General features: G+C 70.2%; 18 protein-coding genes and 1 tRNA gene. 11 read left to right on the forward strand and 8 right to left on the reverse strand.

All coding sequences use genetic code 11. The features are described from left to right. The first annotated feature begins 31 nt into the window (after positions 1-31). From U2P90_RS04625 to U2P90_RS04650, 6 genes are all read left to right on the forward strand, one after another. Positions 32-1063 carry a bifunctional nicotinamide-nucleotide adenylyltransferase/Nudix hydroxylase gene (locus U2P90_RS04625; RefSeq protein WP_322473995.1) on the forward strand — a complete coding sequence of 344 codons (1032 nt, stop codon included), beginning with the start codon at positions 32-34 and terminating at the stop codon, positions 1061-1063. 43 nt (positions 1064-1106) lie between these two features. After that, a complete protein-coding gene (locus tag U2P90_RS04630) occupies positions 1107-1688 on the forward strand; it encodes a GIY-YIG nuclease family protein (protein WP_295816665.1) in 582 nt (193 codons plus the stop codon). 62 nt (positions 1689-1750) lie between these two features. Continuing rightward, positions 1751-4384: a DEAD/DEAH box helicase gene (locus tag U2P90_RS04635; protein ID WP_322473996.1), complete on the forward strand. Its 2634-nt coding sequence runs from the start codon at positions 1751-1753 to the stop codon at positions 4382-4384. A gap of 31 nt (positions 4385-4415) precedes the next feature. Next, positions 4416-4751, forward strand: a complete 336-nt coding sequence (locus U2P90_RS04640; protein WP_322473997.1) for a hypothetical protein — start codon at positions 4416-4418, stop codon at positions 4749-4751. Positions 4752-4843: 92 nt separating this feature from the next. Next, a tRNA-Gln gene (locus U2P90_RS04645) sits at positions 4844-4917 on the forward strand. 146 nt (positions 4918-5063) lie between these two features. Next, positions 5064-5651, forward strand: coding sequence for a DUF4384 domain-containing protein (locus U2P90_RS04650; RefSeq protein WP_295816660.1), 588 nt, complete (start codon positions 5064-5066; stop codon positions 5649-5651). Between the two features lie 60 nt (positions 5652-5711). Here U2P90_RS04650 and U2P90_RS04655 read toward each other — a convergent pair whose 3' ends face one another. After that, on the reverse strand, positions 5712-6608 hold the full coding sequence (locus U2P90_RS04655; protein ID WP_322473998.1) for a DMT family transporter: 897 nt from the start codon (positions 6606-6608) through the stop codon (positions 5712-5714). Between the two features lie 237 nt (positions 6609-6845). On the opposite strand from U2P90_RS04655, the gene priA reads away from it, so the two are divergent. Then, complete coding sequence (gene priA, locus U2P90_RS04660; protein ID WP_322473999.1) at positions 6846-9320, forward strand: replication restart helicase PriA; 2475 nt, start codon at positions 6846-6848, stop codon at positions 9318-9320. An 18-nt stretch (positions 9321-9338) separates the two neighbouring features. Here priA and U2P90_RS04665 read toward each other — a convergent pair whose 3' ends face one another. Genes U2P90_RS04665 through U2P90_RS04675 form a run of 3 tightly spaced genes read right to left on the reverse strand, consistent with a single transcriptional unit; the run spans position 9339 to position 13056 of the window. Next, positions 9339-10259: a DUF4062 domain-containing protein gene (locus U2P90_RS04665; RefSeq protein ID WP_322474000.1), complete on the reverse strand. Its 921-nt coding sequence runs from the start codon at positions 10257-10259 to the stop codon at positions 9339-9341. A 6-nt stretch (positions 10260-10265) separates the two neighbouring features. Next, on the reverse strand, positions 10266-12020 hold the full coding sequence (locus U2P90_RS04670; protein WP_322474001.1) for an ABC transporter ATP-binding protein: 1755 nt from the start codon (positions 12018-12020) through the stop codon (positions 10266-10268). A 55-nt stretch (positions 12021-12075) separates the two neighbouring features. Next, positions 12076-13056 (reverse strand): oxidoreductase, encoded by a 981-nt coding sequence (locus U2P90_RS04675; protein WP_322474002.1) that lies wholly within the window; start codon positions 13054-13056, stop codon positions 12076-12078. 54 nt (positions 13057-13110) lie between these two features. On the opposite strand from U2P90_RS04675, the gene U2P90_RS04680 reads away from it, so the two are divergent. From U2P90_RS04680 to U2P90_RS04690, 3 genes are all read left to right on the forward strand, one after another. Further along, positions 13111-13533, forward strand: coding sequence for a MerR family transcriptional regulator (locus tag U2P90_RS04680; RefSeq protein WP_322474003.1), 423 nt, complete (start codon positions 13111-13113; stop codon positions 13531-13533). Between the two features lie 54 nt (positions 13534-13587). Continuing rightward, complete coding sequence (locus U2P90_RS04685; RefSeq protein WP_322474004.1) at positions 13588-14559, forward strand: CobW family GTP-binding protein; 972 nt, start codon at positions 13588-13590, stop codon at positions 14557-14559. Positions 14560-14784: 225 nt separating this feature from the next. Beyond that, a complete protein-coding gene (locus tag U2P90_RS04690; protein ID WP_322474005.1) occupies positions 14785-15381 on the forward strand; it encodes a DUF2231 domain-containing protein in 597 nt (198 codons plus the stop codon). A gap of 9 nt (positions 15382-15390) precedes the next feature. On the opposite strand, the gene csaB is transcribed toward U2P90_RS04690, so the two are convergent. From csaB to U2P90_RS04710, 4 genes are all read right to left on the reverse strand, one after another. Then, positions 15391-16359, reverse strand: coding sequence for a polysaccharide pyruvyl transferase CsaB (gene csaB / locus U2P90_RS04695; RefSeq protein ID WP_322474006.1), 969 nt, complete (start codon positions 16357-16359; stop codon positions 15391-15393). Then, entirely contained in the window at positions 16356-18218 is a 1863-nt protein-coding gene (locus tag U2P90_RS04700) for a DUF5693 family protein (protein WP_380101641.1), read from the reverse strand. Before U2P90_RS04700 ends, csaB begins: the two co-directional genes overlap by 4 nt. 108 nt (positions 18219-18326) lie before the next feature. Continuing rightward, a complete protein-coding gene (gene udk / locus U2P90_RS04705) occupies positions 18327-18956 on the reverse strand; it encodes a uridine kinase (protein ID WP_322474008.1) in 630 nt (209 codons plus the stop codon). After that, positions 18953-19984 (reverse strand): Glu/Leu/Phe/Val dehydrogenase family protein, encoded by a 1032-nt coding sequence (locus U2P90_RS04710; protein ID WP_295823673.1) that lies wholly within the window; start codon positions 19982-19984, stop codon positions 18953-18955. The genes udk and U2P90_RS04710 overlap by 4 nt, the downstream gene beginning before the upstream one ends. Before the next feature lie 276 nt (positions 19985-20260). Between U2P90_RS04710 and U2P90_RS04715 the strand changes: the two genes are divergently transcribed. Beyond that, positions 20261-21940, forward strand: coding sequence for an E3 binding domain-containing protein (locus tag U2P90_RS04715; RefSeq protein WP_322474009.1), 1680 nt, complete (start codon positions 20261-20263; stop codon positions 21938-21940). Positions 21941-21965 lie beyond the last annotated feature (25 nt).

The raw sequence follows: 21965 nt of genomic DNA on the forward strand, positions 1-21965 counted from the left end.
TTCAGGGTTGTGTCGGTTGAAAATGAGAGTCATGACCGGCCCTGCGCCAGCGCCACGCCGTCGCCGCACCTTCGGCGTCTACATCGGCCGCTTCGAGCCCCCCCACACCGCGCATCTGGAGGTCATGCTCGAAGCCCTGGGCAGCGTGCAGAAACTCATCGTCGTGATCGGCAGTGCCCGCGCCGCCCGCACCCCGAAAAACCCCTTCACCGCCGACGAACGTCAGGACATCATCGCCGCCATGCTGGCAGAGGCAGGCGTTCCCAAGCCCCGCGTGCTGTTCGTCCACGTCCGCGACTACTTCTACAACGAGACCCTGTGGCTCAGCGAGGTGCAGCGCGGCGTGCAGGCCCACACGCGCGGCAGCACCGACGTCGCATTGATCGGGCACATCAAGGACGAGAGCAGCTACTACCTGCGCTCGTTCCCGGCATGGGAGTTCATCCCCACCCATGTCGTCAGCGACCTGTCGGCCACCGATGTCCGTACCGCGTACTTCGAGGATCGCCTGGAGGCCGTCGGCGGTATGGTGCCCCCCGCCGTCCACACCTTCCTGACGGCCTTCCACGCCACCCCCGAGTACGCCGACCTGAGGGCCGAATACGACTACCTGCGCGAGTACCGCGTGTCGTGGAAGGACGCTCCCTTTCCCCCGGTCTTCCTCACGGCCGATGGGGTCGTCACGCGCAGCGGGCACGTGCTGCTCGTCCGGCGCGACGGGCTGCCGGGGCGGGGGCGGCTGGCCATGCCCGGCGGCTTCGTCGGCCAGACCGAGACGCTGCTCGACTGCGCCATGCGCAAGGTGCGCGGCGAGAGCGGCCTGAACCCCGCCATCGCGCTGGACACGCAGCTGCGCAGTCAGAAGGTCTTCGACTATCCGGGCCGCAGCCTGCGCGGGCGCACCGTCACGCACGCCTTCCACTTCGACCTGGGGATCGGCCAGCTGCCGGTGCTGGGCGAGAAGTCGGCTCTGTGGATGCCCCTGGGCGACGCCATGGCCCACCCCGAACTCTTCTTCGAGGATCACCACGCGATCATCGAACACTTCCTGATGCGGGGGTGAGGCAACGGAGAGTGTCTGCGCCTGGCACACTGAGCGCAACTCCATGACCACCGACGCCTCGTACTACGTGTACGCCCTGAAAGACCCGCGTACGTCGCCCGCCGCGCCGTTCTACATCGGCAAGGGCACCGGCGTCCGCTCGCATGAGCACGACGCCCGACCGGACGACACGCTCAAGGGTCAGCGCATCCGGGAGATTCAGGCGGCCGGGCAGCAGATCCTGATTGCGCGGCTGGTCGAGGAGTTGACCGAAGTACAGGCGCTACGGATCGAGGCGGAACTGATCGCCGCGTTCGGCACGGTGGCCAGCGGCGGTCTGCTGACCAACACTGTCATGCCCGCCGGGCTGGGCGGCAAGTCCCGTGCACAGTTGACCGTTCCGTCCGGCGTCAAGGAGAAGGCACAGGTCGGGCTTTCACTCGTCAAGGACGCCGTGCTGGAACTCGCGCAGGCCAATCCCGGCGGGATCACCAACTCCGAGACGGCCAGCATGCTCGGCCTGCGCAGCGACTATGGCGGCGGATCGAAGGACTACCTCTCCTACTCGGTGCTGGGCCTGCTGATGCGCGAGGGCAAACTGGAGCGTAAGGCTGGCGGGAAGAAGCACGTGGCCAGAGTGCGCTGACCCTCCCCGCAACGTGACCCAACTTCCCCGCGTTCCCGTCGCCACGCGCCTACACTGAACCCATGCTGCTGGCCCGCTCCCCCACCGCCCATCTGGAGGGGTTCCTGCGGGACACGCTGGGCGGCGGCGCGGCGCGGCTGCACGTGGAGGAGCCGCAGCCGGCCCGGACGCTGGGCGTGGGCGAGCTGGGCTGGTCGCCGGCCGTGGCACGGGGTTTCGGCTTCGACCGGGTGTACGCCCACCAGGCCGAGGTCTACCGCCTGATGCACGGTGGCCAGCACGTGATCGTGACCACCCCGACCGCGAGCGGCAAGACCGGCGCGTTCTTCCCCGGCGTGTTCGAGCGGCTGGAACGCGATCCACAGGCCACCGCCCTGTTCGTGTACCCGCTGGTGGCGCTGGGGCAGGACCAGCGCGACAAGCTGCTGACCTTCCGCGAGCGCGGGGGCTTTGCGTGGGACATCGGCTCGTTCCACGGCGCGGCGCAGGTGGCCGACGTGTTCGCGCCGGGGGTGCGGATGGTCACCGCCACACCCGACAAGCTGCACTGGTCGCTCACGCAGCCGCGTGTGCGCGAGTTCCTGTCGAAACTCAGCTTCATCGTGCTGGACGAGGCGCACACCTACCGGGGCGGCTTCGGTTCCGAGGTCGCCGGGATGCTGCGCCGCGTGCTGGAGCTGGCCCGCGCCCTGGGGGCCACCCCGCAGGTGATCCTGAGCACCGCGACCATCGGCAACCCGGCCGAGTTCGCGCGGGAGCTGACGGGTGTGGACGCCGTCGAGGTCAGCGAGTCGGGGGCGGCGAAACCGGGCAAGCTGTACTACCTCGCGGATCACCGGGGGCAACCCCGGCGCTTCTGGAACGCCGTGATGGATGCCAGCAGCCGGCACGGCCTGAAGGTGCTGGCGTTCTTCCGGGGACGCTCGCGGGCGGCGCGGCTGTACTCGACATACCGCGCTCAGCCGCAGTACGCGGGCCGCGCGCACCTGTACATGGCGGGCACCAGCGACCGCGAAGGGAGGCTCTCGGAATTCCGCCGCGCCAAGAGTGGGGTCATGTTCGCCACGAACGCACTGGAGGCCGGCGTGGACATCGGGGATCTGGAGGTCGTGATCATCGACGGCTATCCCGGCTCGCGCATGGCCTTCCGGCAGATGGCAGGCCGCGCGGGGCGGGTCGCGCCGGGGCTGGTGCTGTACCTGCCGTCCCTGAACGAGCAGGGGGTGCCGCAGCCGGCCGACGCGTTCTACAGCAACGCCGGGAACTTCCTGGATCTGCTGACCGGCCCCATCGAGAAGGCGGTCGTGGAGTCGGGCAACCCGTACCTGTCGCCCAAGCACCACGCGCGGGCCAACGAGGAATTCCGCTCGGCTGGCCTCCCGGAGCCGCACGCGCCCGAGGTCTCTGCCCAGAAGTACTGGAACCTGCGCGGCGAGGGCAGCCAGAAGTTCGTGGTGGTCGAGGCCGCCGACTGGGAGAAGCGCGGCGTGGCGGCGCTGGACATGCCGCTGGAGTCGCCCAGCCAGCACTACGCCTTCACCGAGAAGCACGAGGGGGCCGTGTTCACGCTGGACGGGCAGGGCTACAAGGTGCTCCGCTGGGAGAAGCACCGGGACGGCACCGCGATCCTCGTGGAGCGCTTCGACGCGGCGAACCTGTTCACGCGCGGCCTGTACGCGACCATCGTCACGCCGCGCGGCATGGGAGAGTGGCAGCGGCGCGGCCCGCTGGCCTTCCGGCATGGCGAGGTCGTCATCCGCCGCCGCTACACGGGGTATCAGATGCTGCGGCAGGTGTTCGAGCGCGTGTGCGTGGCCTGCGACCGCGAGCCGGGCGAGACCGAGCGCGTGTGCGCCAAGTGCGGGGGCCGCATCCAGGACCGCATGCAGGATCACCGCCTCTCCGAGCACCTGTACGACGATCCCATCGAGCTGCCGCCCTTCCGCACGAGCGCGCTGGAGATCGGCATCGATGCCCGCACGCTGGAACGTCCGACGGCCGTGGCCCACACCCTCAAGCATCTGCTCCAGAAGGTCACGCCCGAGCGGGTCGCGTGCGACGAGAACGACCTCGCGGGCGCGTTCCGGGACGGCCACGACACGTACTTCTACCTGTACGACGACTGGCTGGGCGGCCTGGGCGTGTCGCGCCGCGCATACGAGCAGCTGGACGACCTGCTGCACCGCGCCCTGCACCTGAGCAGCAAGACGTGCTGCAAGGCCCCGGAGGGCTGCTACGCATGCATCGCGGTGTCCCGCTGCTTCGCGCCCTTCCTGCCCAGCGGCGAGCGGCGGCCCACCGACAAGCACGCCACCCGCGCCTTCCTGGAGGGCGTGCTGGGCGTGACCGTGACCCCCGAGGCCGAGACGGGTGCTGATGTCCCGCCGGACATCCTGCCGGATCTGCCGCCGTCGTGGCCCCTCCAGGCGCGGGAACTGCTCGACCTGCACGGCCTCTCGCTGCCCGAGGTCAGCGCCCGCCTGGGCATTCCCAGCCGCGAGATCCAGCGCATGGTCGACACGAAGACGCCGCTGCGCCTGAAACACCCCAAGTTCGGCGAGGGCGTGTTCCTGTCGGGCTTCCACCAGGGCGAGCGGCGCGAGGTGCTGGTGTATTTCCCCGGCGTGGGCCAGAAGCGCCTGCTGCTCGCGCACGCCAGCCTGACCGTGACCGAGGGGGCCGTCACTCCCGCTTGATCGCCCGTGGCCCGGACGTCACGCGGAGTCCATGTCGGCCGATCCGTCCGGGCCTGATCGCTGGACACCCACCATCCGCCGGGGCCTCCTGGGTGGCGTCATCTGGGCGGGGATCGTCGTGGTCGTGGCCGGGACGCTGTTCGGCGCGCCCTGGGAGGCGCGGGAGATGGCCGGGCTGCTGGGCTGGGCCGGGCTCGCGCCGGTCGTCCTGGCGGGCGGCCTTGCGCAGGCCCGGTACGACCAGCCGGGTGACCGGCGGGCCGCCAGGGCGGTGTGGGATCACGTCGCCTCCTGCGTGATCGCGGCGCTGGCCGTGTTCAGCCTCCAGCAGTTCCTGCTGCTCGTGGCCGCCCAGCGTGGCATCTGACCGGCCGCGTGATCTCCGGTTGACCCCCCTCGCGGGGCGCGGCTATACTCCCACTGCGCTTTGCAGGGGCTGACGAGCCCCAGACGCTGCACAGGGATATGGTGTAATGGCAGCACAACAGATTTTGGATCTGTTTGTCTAGGTTCGAATCCTAGTATCCCTGCCACCAGAGCCGCCTTCTGAACAAGGAGGCGGTTTGTTCTGTCTGTTCCGCGGCATCAGAAAGCAGTCATGAGGCGAAACGTCGTGATCCTCACGTTGCGTCAGCTGGGATTCACCGGGAATCAGGTGGGCAGGACTACCGTGAACGGTATGAAGAAGCCCTTTGTACTGCTCGCCCTGACCGCTTCCCTGCTTGGCCTGGCGACCCCGGCGGCCGCCGCGCCGAAGATCAGTGCCCAGAGCATCATCGTGAACCCGGTGCCCACCAGCCTCGCCGTGCAGGTGTGGGTCAACCGCGATCCCTACGGCAGCGGCACGCCCAACTACCGTATCGGCGAGAAGATCAGCATCTCGACCCGTGTCAGCGAGAACGCCTACGTGTACCTGTTCAACATCAACCCCGACGGCACGACCGACCAGATCCTGCCCAACCGCCTGGGCAGCGGCAACTATGTCCGCGCCGGGCAGGTGCGCAGCTTCCCCGCACCGGGCGACAACTTCCAGTTCAACATCGCCGGGCCGTACGGCCTGAACAAGGTGCTGGTCATCGCCAGCCGCAGCCAGCTGAACCTCAGCCAGCTCAGCTCGTACACCGGGGGCAGCGCGTTCGCCACGGTCAAACCCCAGGATCCCGGCCGCCTTGCGCAGGCCCTGAGCATCGTGGTCGATCCGGTCGAGCAGCCGGTGCCGCAGCAGAACTGGACGAGCGACGCGGTGCAGTACAACGTGGCGTACTGAGCAGGAATTTCAGGCCCCAGCGCGTCCGGACGGAAGGTGTCCGGGCGCGTCTTGGTGTGGTCACGGGTGTGGAGCGGTCGGGGCACGTCGGGCCGGCCACTGGGCCAGTCCGGCCCCGGCGAGGATCAGGCCTCCGCCCAGCACGACCGCCGGGCCGGGCTGCTCGTGCAGGATCAATGCAGCCAGCACGACCGTGAACAGGGGTTCCAGGGTGCCCAGCAGACTGGCGCGGGTGGCCCCCAGTCGGGCGATCGCGCCGTACAGGGCAGGCACCGCCACGATGGTCGGGATCAGGGCCATGCCCAGGATCACGCCCCACGCATCCAGCGCTGTGGGGATGTGCAGGGTGCCGCGCCCGGCCGCCAGGGCGCCAAAGGTCACGCCCGCAACCAGCGCCATGTGTGCCGTCGCGGCGATGGGGGAGACCCCGTTCAGGAACCGCTCGGAGGCCACGAGGTACAGCGCGTACAGGGCACCGGCCGCCGCGCCGCACAGCAGGCCCACCGGATCGCGGTCGGCCGCGCCGGGCAGCCCGATCACCAGCGCGAGCCCCAGCCCGGCCAGCGCGACTGCGCCCAGCTGCGTGCGGCGCGGCACGCGCCCCTGGAGCCACGACAGCAGCACCACGAAGGCCGGCGCGGAGTACAGCAGCAGGCTGGTCGTGCCCGCCGAGACCCGCCCCAGCGCCGCGAAATACGCCAGCGTGGCGACCGTGTACAGCGTGCCCACGGCCAGCAGCCGTCCCCGCGCCGCCCACGCCAGCCGCCCCGACAGCGGCAGCAGCAGCAGCGCCACGATGGCGAAGCGCCACCCCAGCAGGCTGTGGCTGTCCAGGCCCACCCCGGCCCCCAGCTTTCCGAAGATCCCCAGCGTCCCGAAGGCCAGCGCTCCGACCACGCCCAGCGCCACCCCCGTGCGGATGTCGGAGGCGGCGGGTGTGGTCGCAGAGGTGGTCACGATGGGAAGTGTATGGGACAGTCTCGGCGCGCGTTCGTGACATCCGGACACCGACATCTGGCTCCAAGACGGTAGCCTACAGGGCGTGACAGCGGTCTTCCACTCCGTTGAAGGGAGAACATCACCCCCTTCAACTCCGTTCCGACCGCTGTCTGTGGCGGCGACTCGCTTCGCTCGCCCCAGACGGGTGCCGCGTTGACCCCGCCCGCCGCTCCCCCCCAAAGGCCGTGGCAGGTGGTGGTGAACCTTCCTGTGCCGGCCTACGATTTCGGCGTGCCCCACGGCTTTGTCGGGGCCGTACCGCTGGGCTGCCGGGTGCTGGTGCCGTGGCGCGGCGAGCTGGCCGTGGGTCTGGTGGTGGGCGAGGGTGACCCACGCAGCGGCCACCGTCTGCGCGAGGCCATACACGTCCTCGACGACCCCGCGTGCCCGTGGGTACCGCCCGCCACGGTGCAGGGCATCACGAACTGGGCGCACGACGCCCGCATCCCCGCCGGCCTGATCTGGGGCGATCTGCTGGGCGTGGGCTGGGACGCGGCGTACACGCACATGGTTCGGGCCGTCGAGGGGGCCGACCTCCAGGCCTTTGCTCGCAAGGTGCCGACCGGGCGCTGGACGGACGCCGGGGCCTTCGCGCCCGTGCTCCTGGACGCCATCCGTGAACAGGGGCTGCTGGAGGAGCGCTTCACGGTGCAGCCCCGCACGAAGACCGTCGTGGAGGCCCGCTCCCTGGAGGACGTGCCGCCGGCCGCCCGCCTGAACGCGGTGATCCAGGCCGTGCCGGAGCACCCGGCCCGCCTGACGCCGAAACAGGCGCAGGCCGTGGCGTGGCTGGCCGAGCACGGCCCCTGTGACACGCTGAGCGGCTGGGCCAGGGCGGCCGGGGTCAGCAATGCGGTGGTGACCGCCGCCCTGAATGCCGGTGGAGCCGAATACGTGCGGGTCGAGTCGACCCCGCCCGCCGCGTGGACGTGGCTGCAGGGGAACGGCCCCACCGACACCTACGCCGCGTGGGCCAACGGCGCGAGCCTGGACGGCGTCCCCCTGTCGTCCACGCAGGCCGGTACCCTGGCGCTGCGTGGCTGGGCCGACACCGTGGACGTGCCCGCCCCGCCCCCCGCCCTGCCCGAGCCGTGCCCGCTGGCCGTGAATCCCGATCTGCCGGATCGCCTGCCCGAGGGAGAGCGGTGGCGGCTGCATGGGGGCCGCGCCGCCACGCGCTTCGGCGTGCTCGCGCCCCGGATCGGCCGGCTGCTCACGCAGGGGCGCGGCGTGCTCCTCCTCGCTCCGGACGCCGCCACCCTGCGCCGCGCGTGGGACGGCCTGAGCGGTCTGGCGGCCGCGTGCGGCACGCGGGCCGTGCAGGTCAGCGGCACCCTCTCGCCCGCGCAGCGTGAACACACCTGGGAGCTGGTTCGCACGGACGAAGCGCGGCTGGTGATCGGCAGCGGGCACGCCCTGGCCGCCCCCCTGCACGACCCCGCATTGATCGTGGTGCTGGAGGAGGCCAGCGACGCCCACAAGCTCCTGAGCGGCAGCCGCGCCTTCCTGCCGGACGTGGCCGCCCGGATCGCCGCCGCGCATGACGCGGCCCTGGCGTCGGTGGGGACCGCCCCCGCCGCCGAGACCGTGCCGTGGCCCGGCGCGGTGCTGCCGCCCCCGCGCACGCGCCTGCACGTCGTGGACTACGCCAACCCGCCCGAGCAGCCGCAGCTGGGTCCGCTGTCCGGCGTGCAGCACAAGCAGGGCGACATGGGCTACCCGATCAGCCATGACCTCGCGCGGGTGTTGCGGCAGGTGCAGGAGCGCGGGCGGCAGGCCGTCCTGCTGGCCCCCCGGCGCGGCTACAGCGCCCTGCTGCGCTGTCCCACCTGCGAGCACACCCCCCACTGCCGCAACTGCGACGTGCCCCTGCGCTTTCATCAGGAGACCCGCCAGCTGACCTGCCACCAGTGCGGCTACCACGAGGGCATTCCCGACCGCTGCGACAACTGCGGCGACCGCATGTGGAGGGCCCGTGGCCCCGGCACCGAGTGGATCGCGCAGGAGGTGGGCAAGCTGCTGCCGGGCTTCCCCGTGTACCGCCTCGACAAGGATCGCCAGGACGACCTGAGTCCCCTGTCGGCCGGCGAGCCGGGCGTGGTCGTGGGCACGCAGCTGCTGCTCTCGCATGAGCCGCCGCCGAACCTCGCGCTGATCGGCGTGACCCTGGCCGACACGTGGCTGAACGTCTCCGATTTCCGCGCCAGCGAGCGGTACCACCGCCTGCTGCGCCAGCTGGCCGAGTGGCACCCCACCCGCGCCCCCATGCTGCTGGTGCAGACCTTCCAGGCCGACCACCCCGCCCTGAAGGTCATGGTCGAGCACCAGGGCGTCCTGGCCTACCCCGCCGCCGAGGAGCGTGCCCGGCAGGCCCTGGGCTATCCCCCCCACGCCCGCCTGGCGCAGATCGAGGTCACCGCCCGCGAGGCCAAGAAGGCCCAGGCTGCCGCCCAGGAACTTGCCGACGCCCTGCACGGGGCGGGGGCCACCGCGCAGGAAGTCCTGGGCCCCGCGCCCAGCCCCGTCGCCCGTCTGCGCGGCGTGTACCCCTACCACCTGTTCCTGCGGGCCCGGCACGACGCGCGCCTGGGCGAACTCCTGCGCGTGCTCGATACGCGGACATGGAAAGCGCGGGTGCGGGTGGACGTAAACCCACGGGGGGGACTGTAGATTGATACTCTGACTATATTAATTTGAGTACATAAGATTTCTTATTTGAATGTTCCCATCGTCTGGAATTCGCACGTCGCAAGTGAGCCTTCCGCTAGATGAGGCGCTAAATCCACTGAGTACTATTACCATTTCCTGCCAGTCTGGAAAATTCTTTAATGAAGTGCCATTAAATGAAACTTTGCTAGAAACCCCAAAAAATAGCATAGAATTCTGCCGAGGCGCTATTAATGAAAGCTTAGGCGCTTCAACCTTGTTCCATCGCATTTCGAGATATGGAATCTCTTGTCCGGAAATATATACCGCCTCGATATTTAATGTATCGTCAGATATATTATGAATCAGAATAAAGGATCCAAATTGGATGTGCTGCACTGTCAAAGTTGCTGGCCGTTTTGCCACACTTTGATTTGCTGTAGGCGTGACGAGTGCTGGATCACCGCCACGCACCCATCCTGGCCGAGGATTCCGAGTAATCTCTTGTATCAGGGCTGCATTAACTTTTGCGGCAAGCTCATCTGCAGTTGACCAAAAATCGACCAGCCTGCCAGCTGATACCTTAGCTTTTAGATTCTCCATCATTTTTTTGCGCTTTTGAGTTGTCTCTATATGCTTTTCGCTCAATAATACCTCATCTCTTACGATAAAAGTTAGTACAGGAATCTTGGACTCAACCGCATAATTATATTCTTTTTCAGTGTAGCTAATACCAACTTCTTTATCAATCGAGCCATAATACTTTTGCGGTATTAGTACATAGTAATCGCTTCTGTCTATCGTTTGCCTAATTATCTCCCACTGCGATGCATCAGATGCGGGAAATGCCTCCATGCCTAGTGGTATGTGTCCAAGCTTTAAGATGGAGCCAATCACCTTATTTCTATGTTCTTGTAAGTCTAAAAATGTGCTGCTTACAAATACTGTATATTTTTTCTCCATATCTAATTATGCACTGACATCCAACTTGCTCGCCGCCCGCTCCAGGGCCGCGTACGCTCCGTCTCCAGCCCGCAGCCGATCCGGTGGGCCGTCGTCCACGATCTGCCCGCCGGCCAGCACGATCACGCGGTCGGCCGTGCGGGCCAGGCTCAGGCGGTGCGTGACGATCAGGGCGGTGCGCCCCCGCATCAGCTCACCCAGGGCGGCCACCACCTGCGTCTCGCTCTCGGCGTCGACGGCGCTGGTGGGTTCGTCGAGCAGCAGGATCGTGGGCCGGGCCAGCAGCGTGCGGGCGATGGAAAGGCGCTGGCGCTGCCCGCCCGACAGCCGCACGCCGCGCTCCCCGACGACCGTGTCCAGACCGTCCGGCAGCGCGTCCACGAAGGCCAGGGCGTGGGCCGCTTCCAGGGCGGCGCGCACCTCGGCCTCGGGGGCGTCCGGGCGGGCGTAGCGGACGTTGTCGCCCACCGTGTCGTGGAACAGGAAGGTGTCCTGGGCCATGCTCACGGCGCTGCGGCGCAGGCTGTCCAGCGTCACGTCCCGCACGTCCACGCCATCCAGCCGCACCGTCCCGGTCTGTGGGTCGAAGGTGCGGGTCACCAGGCCCAGCAGGGTGCTCTTGCCCGCGCCGGATTCGCCCAGCAGGGCCACGCGCTGCCCGGCAGGGATGTGCAGCGTCACGCCCCGCAGGATCGGCCGGGCCGGGTCGTAGCCGAAGGTCACGTCCTCGAAGTCGATCTGGCCCCGCACGGGCTGGGGCAGGGGCCGGGCACCGGGGCGTTCCTGCACCGGCACCGGCGCGTCCAGCACCTCGAACACGCGCCGCCCGCTCGCCTCGGCCCGCTGGAGCAGGTCGCCGATGTTCACGAGGTCGTCGATGGGGCCGTAGAAATACCGCCCGTAGCCCCGGTACGCCAGCAGGCCGCCCAGCGTGAACTGCCCGGCCAGGATCAGCCACGCGCCGCCGCCCAGCATGATCACGTTCCCGAAGTTGCCCACGAAGCGCGCCCACGGAAACGCCCGGTTGCGGATCTTCACGGCCTGCACGCCCACGTCGTACAGCTGTTCGCCCAGGGCCCCGATCCGGGCGGTCTCGGCGCGTTCGCGTGCGAAGCCCTGCACGACCCGGATGCCGGCCAGACGGTCGGCGATCAGCGCGCTCAGATCGCCCAGGCGGTTCCTCGCGGCGCGGTACGCGGGCTGCACGGTCTGCGCGTAGGAGCGCAGCATCACGCCCACCGCGATCATCGGCAGGGTCGTCAGGATGCCCAGCAGCGGCTGGAGCCAGATGAAGATGCCCACCACCCCGACCAGCCGCAGCGCGTTCGCCAGCACGGCGTCGGTGCCGCGCACCAGCACGTCCTGCAGGGCGTCCACGTCGCCCGTCACGCGGGAGATCAGGTCACCGGTGCGCTGCGACTCGAAGTACGCCGCCGACTGCCCCTGGAGCTTGCGGTAGATCTCCAGCCGCAGGTCGCGCGTGAAGGCCTGTCCGGCCCGCTCCAGCAGCAGGCCGCGCCACGCGCTCAGGAGCTGCTGCACGCCGAACACGCCCACCAGCAGCGCCAGCTGCCACCCGATGTATGTCCAGTCCCGGTTGGCGATGCCGTGATCCACGACCCGGATCCATACCAGCGGCGGGTACAATTCCGCCACCACGCTGCCGACGAGCAGCAGCAGCCCCAGACCCACCGTGCGGCGGTACGGCGTGAGCAGCCCGTACAGGCGGCGCAGCACGGGAGGAGACGGGGCGGCGGGCATGGGGCCGAGGCTACGGCGACCGCCACCGGGAGACAGGGAGCAGCGCTGCTATCACTCAGGGCAGAGGCTGCTCGGACACCTTGCCCCGCTCCGTCTCCCCAAACGCATCCACGCCTGTCAGGGCAGCCGAGAGCGTCCACAGCCGGGCCGCGTCGGCGGCGGAGTCGCCCTGCTCCCTGCCGTCCTGGCCGGTGCGGGCGATGTCAGCGTCCTCGCAATGGACGCCGCCCCGCCCCGCCAGATCCGGGGAGGTCGCGGCCCAGACCTGGGTGGCCGCGCCCTGCTCCGGCGTCTTGAAGAGGCCCGCCACCGGCTGCCCGTCCGGGTCGATCCAGCCGGCATCGATCATCTCTGCCCGGGTGAGGTGCCGCTGGAGCGGCGTGAGGATGTAGCCCGGATGCACCGAGAACGCCCGCACCCCGGCGTGCTGGCCCCGGCGGTCGAGTTCCACCGCGAACAGGGCGTTGGCCCGCTTGGACTGGGCGTAGGCCTGCCATTTGTCGTAGTCCTGTGTGAAGTGCGGGTCATCCCAGCGGATCCGCGAGTGGGGGTTCCCGCCCGAGGCCACCGCGACCACCCGTGCCCCCCGGCCGTGGGCCAGGGCAGGCCACAGCCGGTTGACCAGGGCGTAGTGGCCCAGGTGGTTGACGGCGAACTGTGTTTCCCAGCCGGGGCCGACCCGCGTTTCCGGGCAGGCCATCACGCCGGCGCTGCCAATCAGCATGTCGATGTCGCGGCCCGACGCCACGAAGCGGTCTGCGAACGCCTGGACGCTCCCCAGGTCACCCAGATCCAGCGTCTCGACCTGGGCTCCGGGCAGGTCTCCGACCACCCGTTGCGCGGCGGCGTGGTCTCGAGCCAGCACCATGACCTGGGCACCCGCTGCGGCCAGGGCGCGGGTGGTCGCCAGCCCCAGGCCCGAGTGGCCACCGGTGACCAGGGCCAGTCTGCCGGTGAGATCCACCCCGCGCAGGACATCGTGCGTGGTGCTGTGAGCGTCAAAATCAGAACCGATGGGGTGCTGTAGGGTGGTCATGGGAATCACGCTAGGTGCTGGAGTGCGGTCTAGGTCAAGTGGGTAGAGTGGGGCATGACAGACGGCGCGGTGGGGCTGACCATCGGTGAGGTGGCCCGGCAGACGGGGCTGAGCGTGCATACCCTGCGGCTGTACGAACGCGAGGGGCTGCTGACCGGAGCCGTGACACGTGACGCTGCCGGTCGCCGCATCTACCGCGACTGGGACGTGGAATGGCTGCTGAACTGCACGAAGTTCCGTGCGTCGGGCATGCCGCTGGCGACGATCCGCCGGCTGGCCGGGCTGGTGGGCGAGGGTAGTGGCAACGAGGCCGAGCGGCTGGCCCTGCTGCGTGAGCATCAGCAGGCGGTGCTCGCCCGGATGGCCGACCTCCAGGCGTGCCTGGAGCTGATCAGCCACAAGGTCGAGGTCTACGAGGCCCATGTCGCGCAGGGCACGGTCGGTGGGGTCTGGAGCCCGGCTCCGGCCAGGTCGTAGCCTGCCCTGCGCGGATCACCGTCGCGTAGCCGGCGACCCACTATCCTGCCCCTCATGACCGCGCCCGAGTTCCGCTCTGACGAACGCATTCCCGTGATCGTCGTGGGGGGCTTCCTGGGCGCGGGGAAGACCACGCTGGTGAACCACCTGATCCGCTCTCTGCCACACCGGCTGGGCATCATCGTCAACGAGTTCGGGGCGGCGGGCGTGGACGGCAGTCTGATCGAGCGCCTGCAGGACGACGTGACCGAGCTGACCGCCGGGTGCCTGTGCTGCACCGGCCGGGACGACCTGCTGCGCGCCCTGGTGACCATTGCCATGCGCGAGCAGAGGCCCGACGCCGTGGTGGTGGAACTTTCCGGTGTGGCCGACCCGACGCCGGTGCTGACCACGCTGCTGGAACGGTCGGTGCGGGCGGCGTTCCGCGTGACCACCCTGGTGGCCGTGGTGGATGCCCGCCACGCCCTGCTGACGCTGCGCGAGCACCCTGAGGCCGCGCGGCAGCTCGCCTACGCCAACGTGGTCGTGCTGAACAAGACCGATCTGGCCGACCCGGCCCGGCTGCAGCACGCCGAGGACATCCTGCGCGGCGTGAATCCCCTGGCCGACATCCGGCGCGTGGAGCACGGCCAGATCGACGCCGACGCCCTGCTGGGCCGCGACGACTTCGATCCGCGCGTGCTGTCCGGTGTGGACGACCGGGCACAGCACACGCCGGGCCTGAAGTCCTTCACGCTGCGGGCCGATCGGCCGATCGATCCGTATGCGTGGCAGCGCTTCATGACCGACTTCCTGCTGTCGCGCCCGTCGGAGGTGCTGCGGGCCAAGGGCTTTCTCGACCTGCACGGCTACCCGCAGCGGATTCTCTTCCAGGCGGTGCGCGACCTGTTCACCGCCGACGCGTGGGACGTGGGCGACGGCAGGTCGGAACTCGTGGTGATCGGCCGCGGCCTTGACCGCGCGGAGTTCCAGGCGGGGTGGGCGGCGTGCCTGACCCCCGACCCGGCCGAGCTCATTCCGGACTGACTGTGGGGTTCAGTGCCACCGAGGGTCGCCCCCCACGGTTCTCAAGGGCACATCGACCGCTGTCCTGAGTCGGGGTCTTGATCCGCTCGTTCCAGCTTCGCCGGTAGTCCCCCCACCGACGCGGACTTGTGCGGTGAGGATCCGGGCATGAATCCCTCTGAACGCCCCTCCCATGCGCGGCGGGCGACCACTGGATTAGGGTGGCGCTGACACAGGAGGTTCCCTATGCCCAGCCTGCCCCAGCATCTCCCGTTCCAGCACCGCGAGCCGCCCGCCCACGTCATCGAGGACGCCGTCAGCAACCACGACACGCTGGAGGCCGTGGCCGAGACCCTCCAGACGCTCCTGAAGGGTGCCGAGGCCATCATCCCGGACGGCGTGCTGGATCTGCTGCACGGCGAGCCGGTCGGGCATCCCATGCACCCGCTGCTGGTGCACGTGCCGCTGGGCGGGTGGGTCATCGCGGCGGCGCTGGACCACCTGCCGGCACAGTCACCCGGTGGCAACGAGCACGCCGCCGACCTGGCCCTGACGCTGGGCACACTGGGAGCCGTGGGCACGATTGCGACGGGCTGGACAGACTGGAGCAACACGCGCGGCGAGGCCCGCCGGACGGGGCTCATCCACGGCGCCCTGAACGAGGTGGCCTTCCTGCTCAACGTCGGCTCGATCGTGGCCCGCCGCAAGCACCGGCGTGGACTGGGCAAGGCGCTGTCTGGCGCGGCGCTGGGTCTCGCCGTGGCCGGGGGATTCCTGGGCGGCGAACTGGTATACCGGCACGGCCTGGGCGTGGGCCGCACGCTGGCGCACCGGCAGGGCTGAGCCCTCGCCTCAGCGCAGGGCCCGGGCGAAGCTCTCGGAGGCCCGGAGCTTCATGTCCTCGATGGCGCTCCAGTTCGGGGACGTGCGGCGCATGGCCTCGTCGGTCACGGTGTGGCTGTCCAGGGTGGTGGGATGGACGGGGGCGCCCGCGTCGTCCGCGAAGCCCTGCACCTTGGGGTCGTACGCCACCGCGCTGAAGGGCGTGCCGGCGGCAGCGGCCAGGATGATCGCGTGCAGCCGCACCCCGATCACGTAGCCGCTGTTGGCGATGGTATCCAGCGCCACCTGCGGATCTCGGGTGCTGATCACCTCGTCGGCCCCCAGGGCGTGGGCCGCGTCGTCGTCGTGATCGGGCATGAAGCTCAGGGCCGTGACCCGGCGGCCCCGCTGCTGCAATTCCAGCGTCACGGCCTTCAGGCGCTCGGTGGCGTCGGTCACGTCGCCGCGCGGCGCGATGATCACGCGGTGGGGATCGGGCGTCAGCCCTGGCGACGGCTCCAGCAGCAAGGCCGGATCGCCGCCGATCTCGCCCGGCACGTGCAGGGCGTTCAGGGTGTCCAGACTGGTGTGGTCGCGCACGATCACGCGCAGGCCACGCAGGGCGCCCGCCACGCGCCGCCCCCCGCCGGCACTGAGTGGCCCGACACTCTGGTTGAAGACGACCACGCGTTTCCCGAGCAGCCGGGCCACCTGGATCACGCTCAGGTAGTACGTCAGGGTACGGGCACTGGTCTTGTCCTGCAGCAGGCCGCCCCCGCCGGACAGCACCACCCGCGACCGCAGCAGGGCCCACAGCAGCGGGCCGGGGGCCATGCGCGCCACGCTCTCGCAGCCGTACAGGGCCGCACTCTCCTCGGGCGTGTTGGACAGCAGCACGGGCATGTGCCCGAGCTTCTTCAGTTCCCGCGTGATCGCCAGCGCGATCGCCTCGTCCCCGGTGTTGCCGAAGCCGTAGTACCCGCTCACGGCGACCCTCATGCCGTGGCCTCGCGGTGGGGCGCGGCCCACATGCGCAGGCCGACACGCAGCGCCCACGTCGCGGCCAGGCCGATCAGCAGGCCCAGACCCAGCCCGATGAAGCAGCGGGCCGCGCTGACGAGCAGCGGCGTGTGGAAGTGGCTGAAGGTGTTCAGGATGCTCGACTGTCCCACCACCCCGGCCAGCACCAGCAGGCCGCTGAAGTACCCGGGCAGCGTGCCGCTCAGGCCCAGCAGGCCCAGCGGGTGTGCGAAGACCTCCTTGAAGCGCGGCCGGATGATCGAGTCCTGCACGTCGCGGCGCAGCGAGGCCTCGAAGTCGCTGACGGTGCCGCCGGTGCTGTTGCCCCGCCGCTCGTAGACGAGCGACAGCAGCACCAGGCCCAGGCCCATGATCGCCACGTCGCCCAGACGGATGGGCGCGGCGTAGATGTCTCCCACGGTCTTGCGGATGTCCTGCCGGGGCAGGAAGCTCGCGGCGACCAGCAGCAGCGGCAGCAGCAGCGTCAGGCCCACGCCCCGGAAGGGTTCCAGGCCCAGCGTGCTCTCGCGGCTCGCGCCCAGCGCCGACACGAACAGCACCCCGACCAGACTCAGGCCCGTCGCCAGGAACCAGTCGGAGGTGCGGTGCCGGCGCAGCACCAGCCCCAGGGCCGGGAAGGTCACGGCCGCGACCAGGGCGCTGCTCTCGAAGGGGTGCAGGGTATTCAGGCCGAAGGCGAGCACGGCCGTGCCGGCGGCGGCGACCAGCCCCAGCCGGAGCAGCGGGAAGCTCAGGCCCAGCAGCAGCAGCGCGGCCAGCGGGCCGATCATGCTCAGGGCCCGGAGCAGCGGGCTGGGCGTGTACAGCTGCACCGTGGGCGCACCGATGGTCACGCCGGAGCGCGTCAACAGGCTGCGGGTGCGCTCCAGCATGGTCTCGGTCTCCCCGATGGTCGGGTAGGGCCGCAGGTACATCAGCCGCATGCCGCGTTCGCGGCCGGCCAGGTTGTACTTGCTCGCCACGTCGAGGGGGTCGAGCTGGTTCTGCCAGCTGGGGGCCAGGGCGAACAGGCGCACGCCCCCGTGATCCCGCACCAGCGTGTCCAGGCCCTTCTGGATGTTGCCCTCGATGATGGCGGGCATGCGGGTGCCCAGCGCGCCGTTCACGCGGGCGAGCAGTTCCGGCGTGCGCGCTCCGATCACCTCGTCGCCGGTGAAGGCGACGAAGGGCACGTCCGGCCAGTCCGCGCCGACCTTCGCGGTGGGTACGGCCTCGTCCTGATACGGGCGGTAGACCAGCACCAGCCCCTGGGCCTTGAACGCCGCGACCTGCCGCGCGTCCGGCCCGGCCGGCAGATAGCTGGGATCGGTGGGCCACTCCGTCCACGTCTGGCCACCGACCTGCACGGTGCGCGTGGGGATGGTGTAGCGGGCGGTCAGCGTCGCCGCCGAGGTGCTCCCCAGTGTCCGCATGTACACGGCGTTGGTCTTCACGCCCTGACCGGGGAAGTCCGCCGCGAGATCCGAGCCGCTCTTCAGGTACAGCTCGCCGCGCTGCTCCAGGCTGGCAATGGTGTCCTCGTACAGCGCCACGCCGTTCACACCCAGCGCCCGGTAGCGGGCCAGCAGCGCCTGCGGCTCCTGGCCGTAGCGCCGCGCCTGGATCACCAGGGCGGGGTAGTCCATGACCAGCGCGGTCGTCTTCTGGGCCTGCTCGTACTGGACGCGCTGCACCGCCAGGATCAGCGCGGGGATCAGGGACAGCGCGATCAGCGCGAGCAGCGCGCGCGTCCAGGGGTGGCGGGTGGCGGGGGGCAGGCCCACCGGGGTCGGTACTCCCGCAGGGCGGGGCGGAGCGGCGTCGGTCACAGGGCACATCCTAAGGGGGGAATTCGGGAACCGGATCAGTGGCGGGCCCATCGGGCCAGCCGGGCATGCTACACGCGGGCGGGCCGGGTGCCGTCCGCCCAATGGTGGGCTGCCGGGCTACACGGTCGTGCGGATGCGGGCCGTGAGCATGTCCAGGGCCGGCTCGTTCATGCCGCCGTGCGGGATGATCACGTCGGCGTAGCGCTTGGTGGGCTCCACGAAGCTCAGGTGCATGGGCCGCACGAATTCCAGGTACTGCGCGATCACGCTCTGGGGCGTGCGGCCGCGTTCCTGCGTGTCGCGCTGCAGCCGCCGGATGAAGCGCACGTCCGCGTCGGCATCTACGAAGACCTTCAGGTGCATGCGGTCTCGCAGATCCTCGTCGTACAGCGCGAAGAAGCCCTCCAGCACCACCACCCGGCCCGGCAGCACGGTGGTCGTCTGCGCCGAGCGGGTGTGGTTCGTGAAGTCGTACTCGGGCATGTCGATGGGCACGCCCGAGAGCAGCGCGTCCAGATGGGTACGCAGCAGCGCCCAGTCGAAGGCGGCCGGATGGTCGTAATTCGTCTTTGGGCGCGTCTTTAGCGGGATGTCCGACTGGTCACGGTAGTAGTTGTCCTGGTTCAGGACGGCCACGCCCTCTGACCCCACCGTCTCGATCACGCGCCGGGTGACGGTCGTCTTGCCGCTGCCCGAGCCGCCGGCCACGCCGATCACGAACGGCCCGTGGCCGCTGGCCGCCGTCACACGCGCCCCAGGCCGCCGATCAGGTCGATGCGCCGCTCGGCCATGCGCCGCGCCACGACGTGCGGGGCCTTGTCATACTGCTCGGCCACCTGCGTGATGCGGGTCACGGTCTGGTACACGCGCTCGGCGGCGTGGTTCATGTCCACGCCGGTCGCGGCGGCGATCAGGCCAGCCGCGTTGATCGCGAAGTCCGGGATGTACACGATCCCGGCCTCCTTGACCGCCGCCTCGCCCCGACGGGTCAGGGGATGGTGCTCGCCCCCGGCGATCAGTCGGCACTGCAGGCGCGGCACGTCGGCACTGTGGATCGAGTGCCCGTACGCGCACGGCGCGACGATGTCGCAGGGCACGTCCAGCAGCGCCGCGCAGCTCACGGCCTGGGTACCGTCCAGCTCGGCGGCCAGCGCCTCGGCCTTGTCCAGGCGGGCGTCCGCGACCGTCAGTCGGGCCCCCTCGCGGTGCAGCGCCATGGCCAGCGTGCGTCCCACCGCGCCGACCCCCAGGATCGCCACGCGCACGCCGCGCATGCTCTCGGCCCCCAGGGCGAAGCGGGCGGCGGCCTTCATCCCCCGGTACACGCCGTAGCCGGTCACGGCGCTGGTGTCGGTGTGCATGCCCAGTGTGGCGGGGGTCTCCTGCGCCACGAAGGCGATGTCGGCGGGCGACACGCCGATGTCCTCGGTCAGCACCACGCGGCTCGCCAGGGGGTTCACCTGCCGGCCCAGCGCCCGGAACAGCGCCTCCCTGGCATGGGGATCGTCCACGCCGGACTCGGGCATCATCAGCACGCACGCGCCGCCGCCGAAGTTCAGGCCGGCCAGCGCGGCCTTCAGGGTCAGGCTCTCGGACAGCGCCAGGGCGCCGCGCACGGCGAGTTCCTCGTCCTGCTCGCGCAGGCGCACTCCCGCGATAGCTGGGCCCAGCACCGTGGAATGAATGGCCAGGGCGGCCCGCAGTCCGCTCGGTGCGTGGTGTAGGAGCGAGAGGGCCTCATGCCCCCGCGACTGCATCTCCTCAAGTATCAACATCAGGGCTCCTGTCGCCCACGCCGGGGCGGGGCACGTGTGTCGCAGGCTACCACTCCGGGCTCCCGATTCCATCCCTGGACACGCACGTCAGCTCTGTCACAGTTCCGGGCCGTCCTGAAAGAACGCTGTCATACCCGGCCCGGCACGCTACCGGTGGACACGGTCACACCCACTGCGGCGCCGATGTTCGGTGCCCGGGACATCTCTCGCTGAGCACATGCCCAGCAGCTACACTGACGTCACACTCGACATCGGGCACTCGAAAGGGGAACAGGTATGGAACGGATTGCTCCGCTGGCCAAGATTCTGGCAGAGGCGAACGGGATTGACTGGCAGCATCTCAGGGGAACCGGCGACGGCGGCATGATCGTCGAGCAGGACATCCTGAACTACCTCTCCCGCATCATGACCGGCGAGGAGGAGCCGCCGTCCACCCCCGTGGACGTGCCGCCACCCGACTGGAACGGCGACATGAACGCCATGCCCGATCTGAGCGGTGTCAGCGCCGACCAGCTGACCCGCGCCGGCGTGGAGTCCGACCTCACGTCGCTGATGGGCCAGCCCGCCGTGTCGTCGCCGCAGGTGCCGGCCACGCCGGCCGCCGCGCTGGACGACGACCTGGAATTCGAACTCGATGACGCCGAGCCTGAACCCACCCCGGCCCCGGTCGCGGCCGCCCCGGCGGCCCCTGCTCCCTCGCTGGGCGGCTGGGAGTGGAGTGCGCCCAGCCCGGCCAGCGGTTCCCCGCTCGTGCCCGCACCCGTGGCCGACGTGGTGGCCGATCCTGTTCCCACCTTCAGCCTGCCCATGCCGGCCGCCCAGGAGGTCTCGGGCGTTGCCGCGCCAGAGGTGGGCACGCCGGCACCCGCCGCGGAGCCCTTCCCGTTCGGGGCAGGGACGGTGGAGGCCCCGGCCTCCATGCCGGTGGCGGAACCGGTCGCCGAGCCCGCAGCGGTGCCGGCCGCGGGCCTGGGCAGCCTGCTGTCCCGCCTGTACCAGCAGCCGGCCCCGACCCCGGAGCCGGTGACTCCCGCCCCGGCCCCGGCCGACGTGACCCCTGCCGCACCGGCCCCGTGGCAGCCCGCTCCGGCCATGGATCTCGATGCGCCGGATCAGGACTCCGGTCCGGCGCTGGACACCGGCACCAACTGGCCGGCGCCCGCCGCTCCGGAACCCGTGGCCCAGCCGGCCTGGGCGCCGGCGTGGACGGCCGACGTCACGCCGGTGGCTGCGGCTCCGCTGCCCGAGCCCCAGGCCGCCGAACCCGAGGCCGCCGATCCCATGCCGGCCCATGTGGCCGAGCCGGTGGCCACTGCTCCTGCGATCGCCGAGCCCACCGAACCCGAGTCCACCGAACCCGAGCCGGTCAGCGCCGAGGCGAAGCCCGCCACGCCTGAGCCCACCGCGCCCGTGGTCGAGGATGCGCCGGCGTCCGAGCCCGACCCTGAGCCGGTCGCCGCTGCGCCGGTGCCGGTGGCCGCCGCGCCCCAGGCCGGTCAGGACGCCGTGTGGTTCGGCACCTACCTGCGCCGTGACACCGATATGGCGGCCCTGACCGACCTGCACGGGCAGCTCGTGGCGGCGCTCGGACAGCACCTGCCGCTGGCGCTGCTGGTCGCCCGCGCCGCGCAGCGCCACGCCGGGCACCTGGGCCTGCACAGCGTGGCCCTCCAGGGCGCGTCCGGTGCCCGTAGCGTGGACGGCGAGACCCTGCGGGCCGCCGCCGACGCCAGCACCCACGAGTATCAGGGCACCCCGGATCTGCTGGTCGTGGACGCCGGTGCCCACGGCCTGGACGACCTGCACTACCCCCACACCACGACCCTGTCGGTCGGGCGCCTGCAGGATGGCCGCGCCGCCCTGACCCTGAACGGCACCGTGGATGCGGGCCGGGGCGCAGAGTTCCTGGCCGCCGTGGCGACCACGCTGGGCCAGCCGGTGCTGCTGCTGCTGTAGGGAACGAATCGAACTCGGGCGGGGC

It is taken from the genome of Deinococcus sp. AB2017081 (assembly GCF_034440735.1).
GTDB lineage: Bacteria > Deinococcota > Deinococci > Deinococcales > Deinococcaceae > Deinococcus > Deinococcus rufus.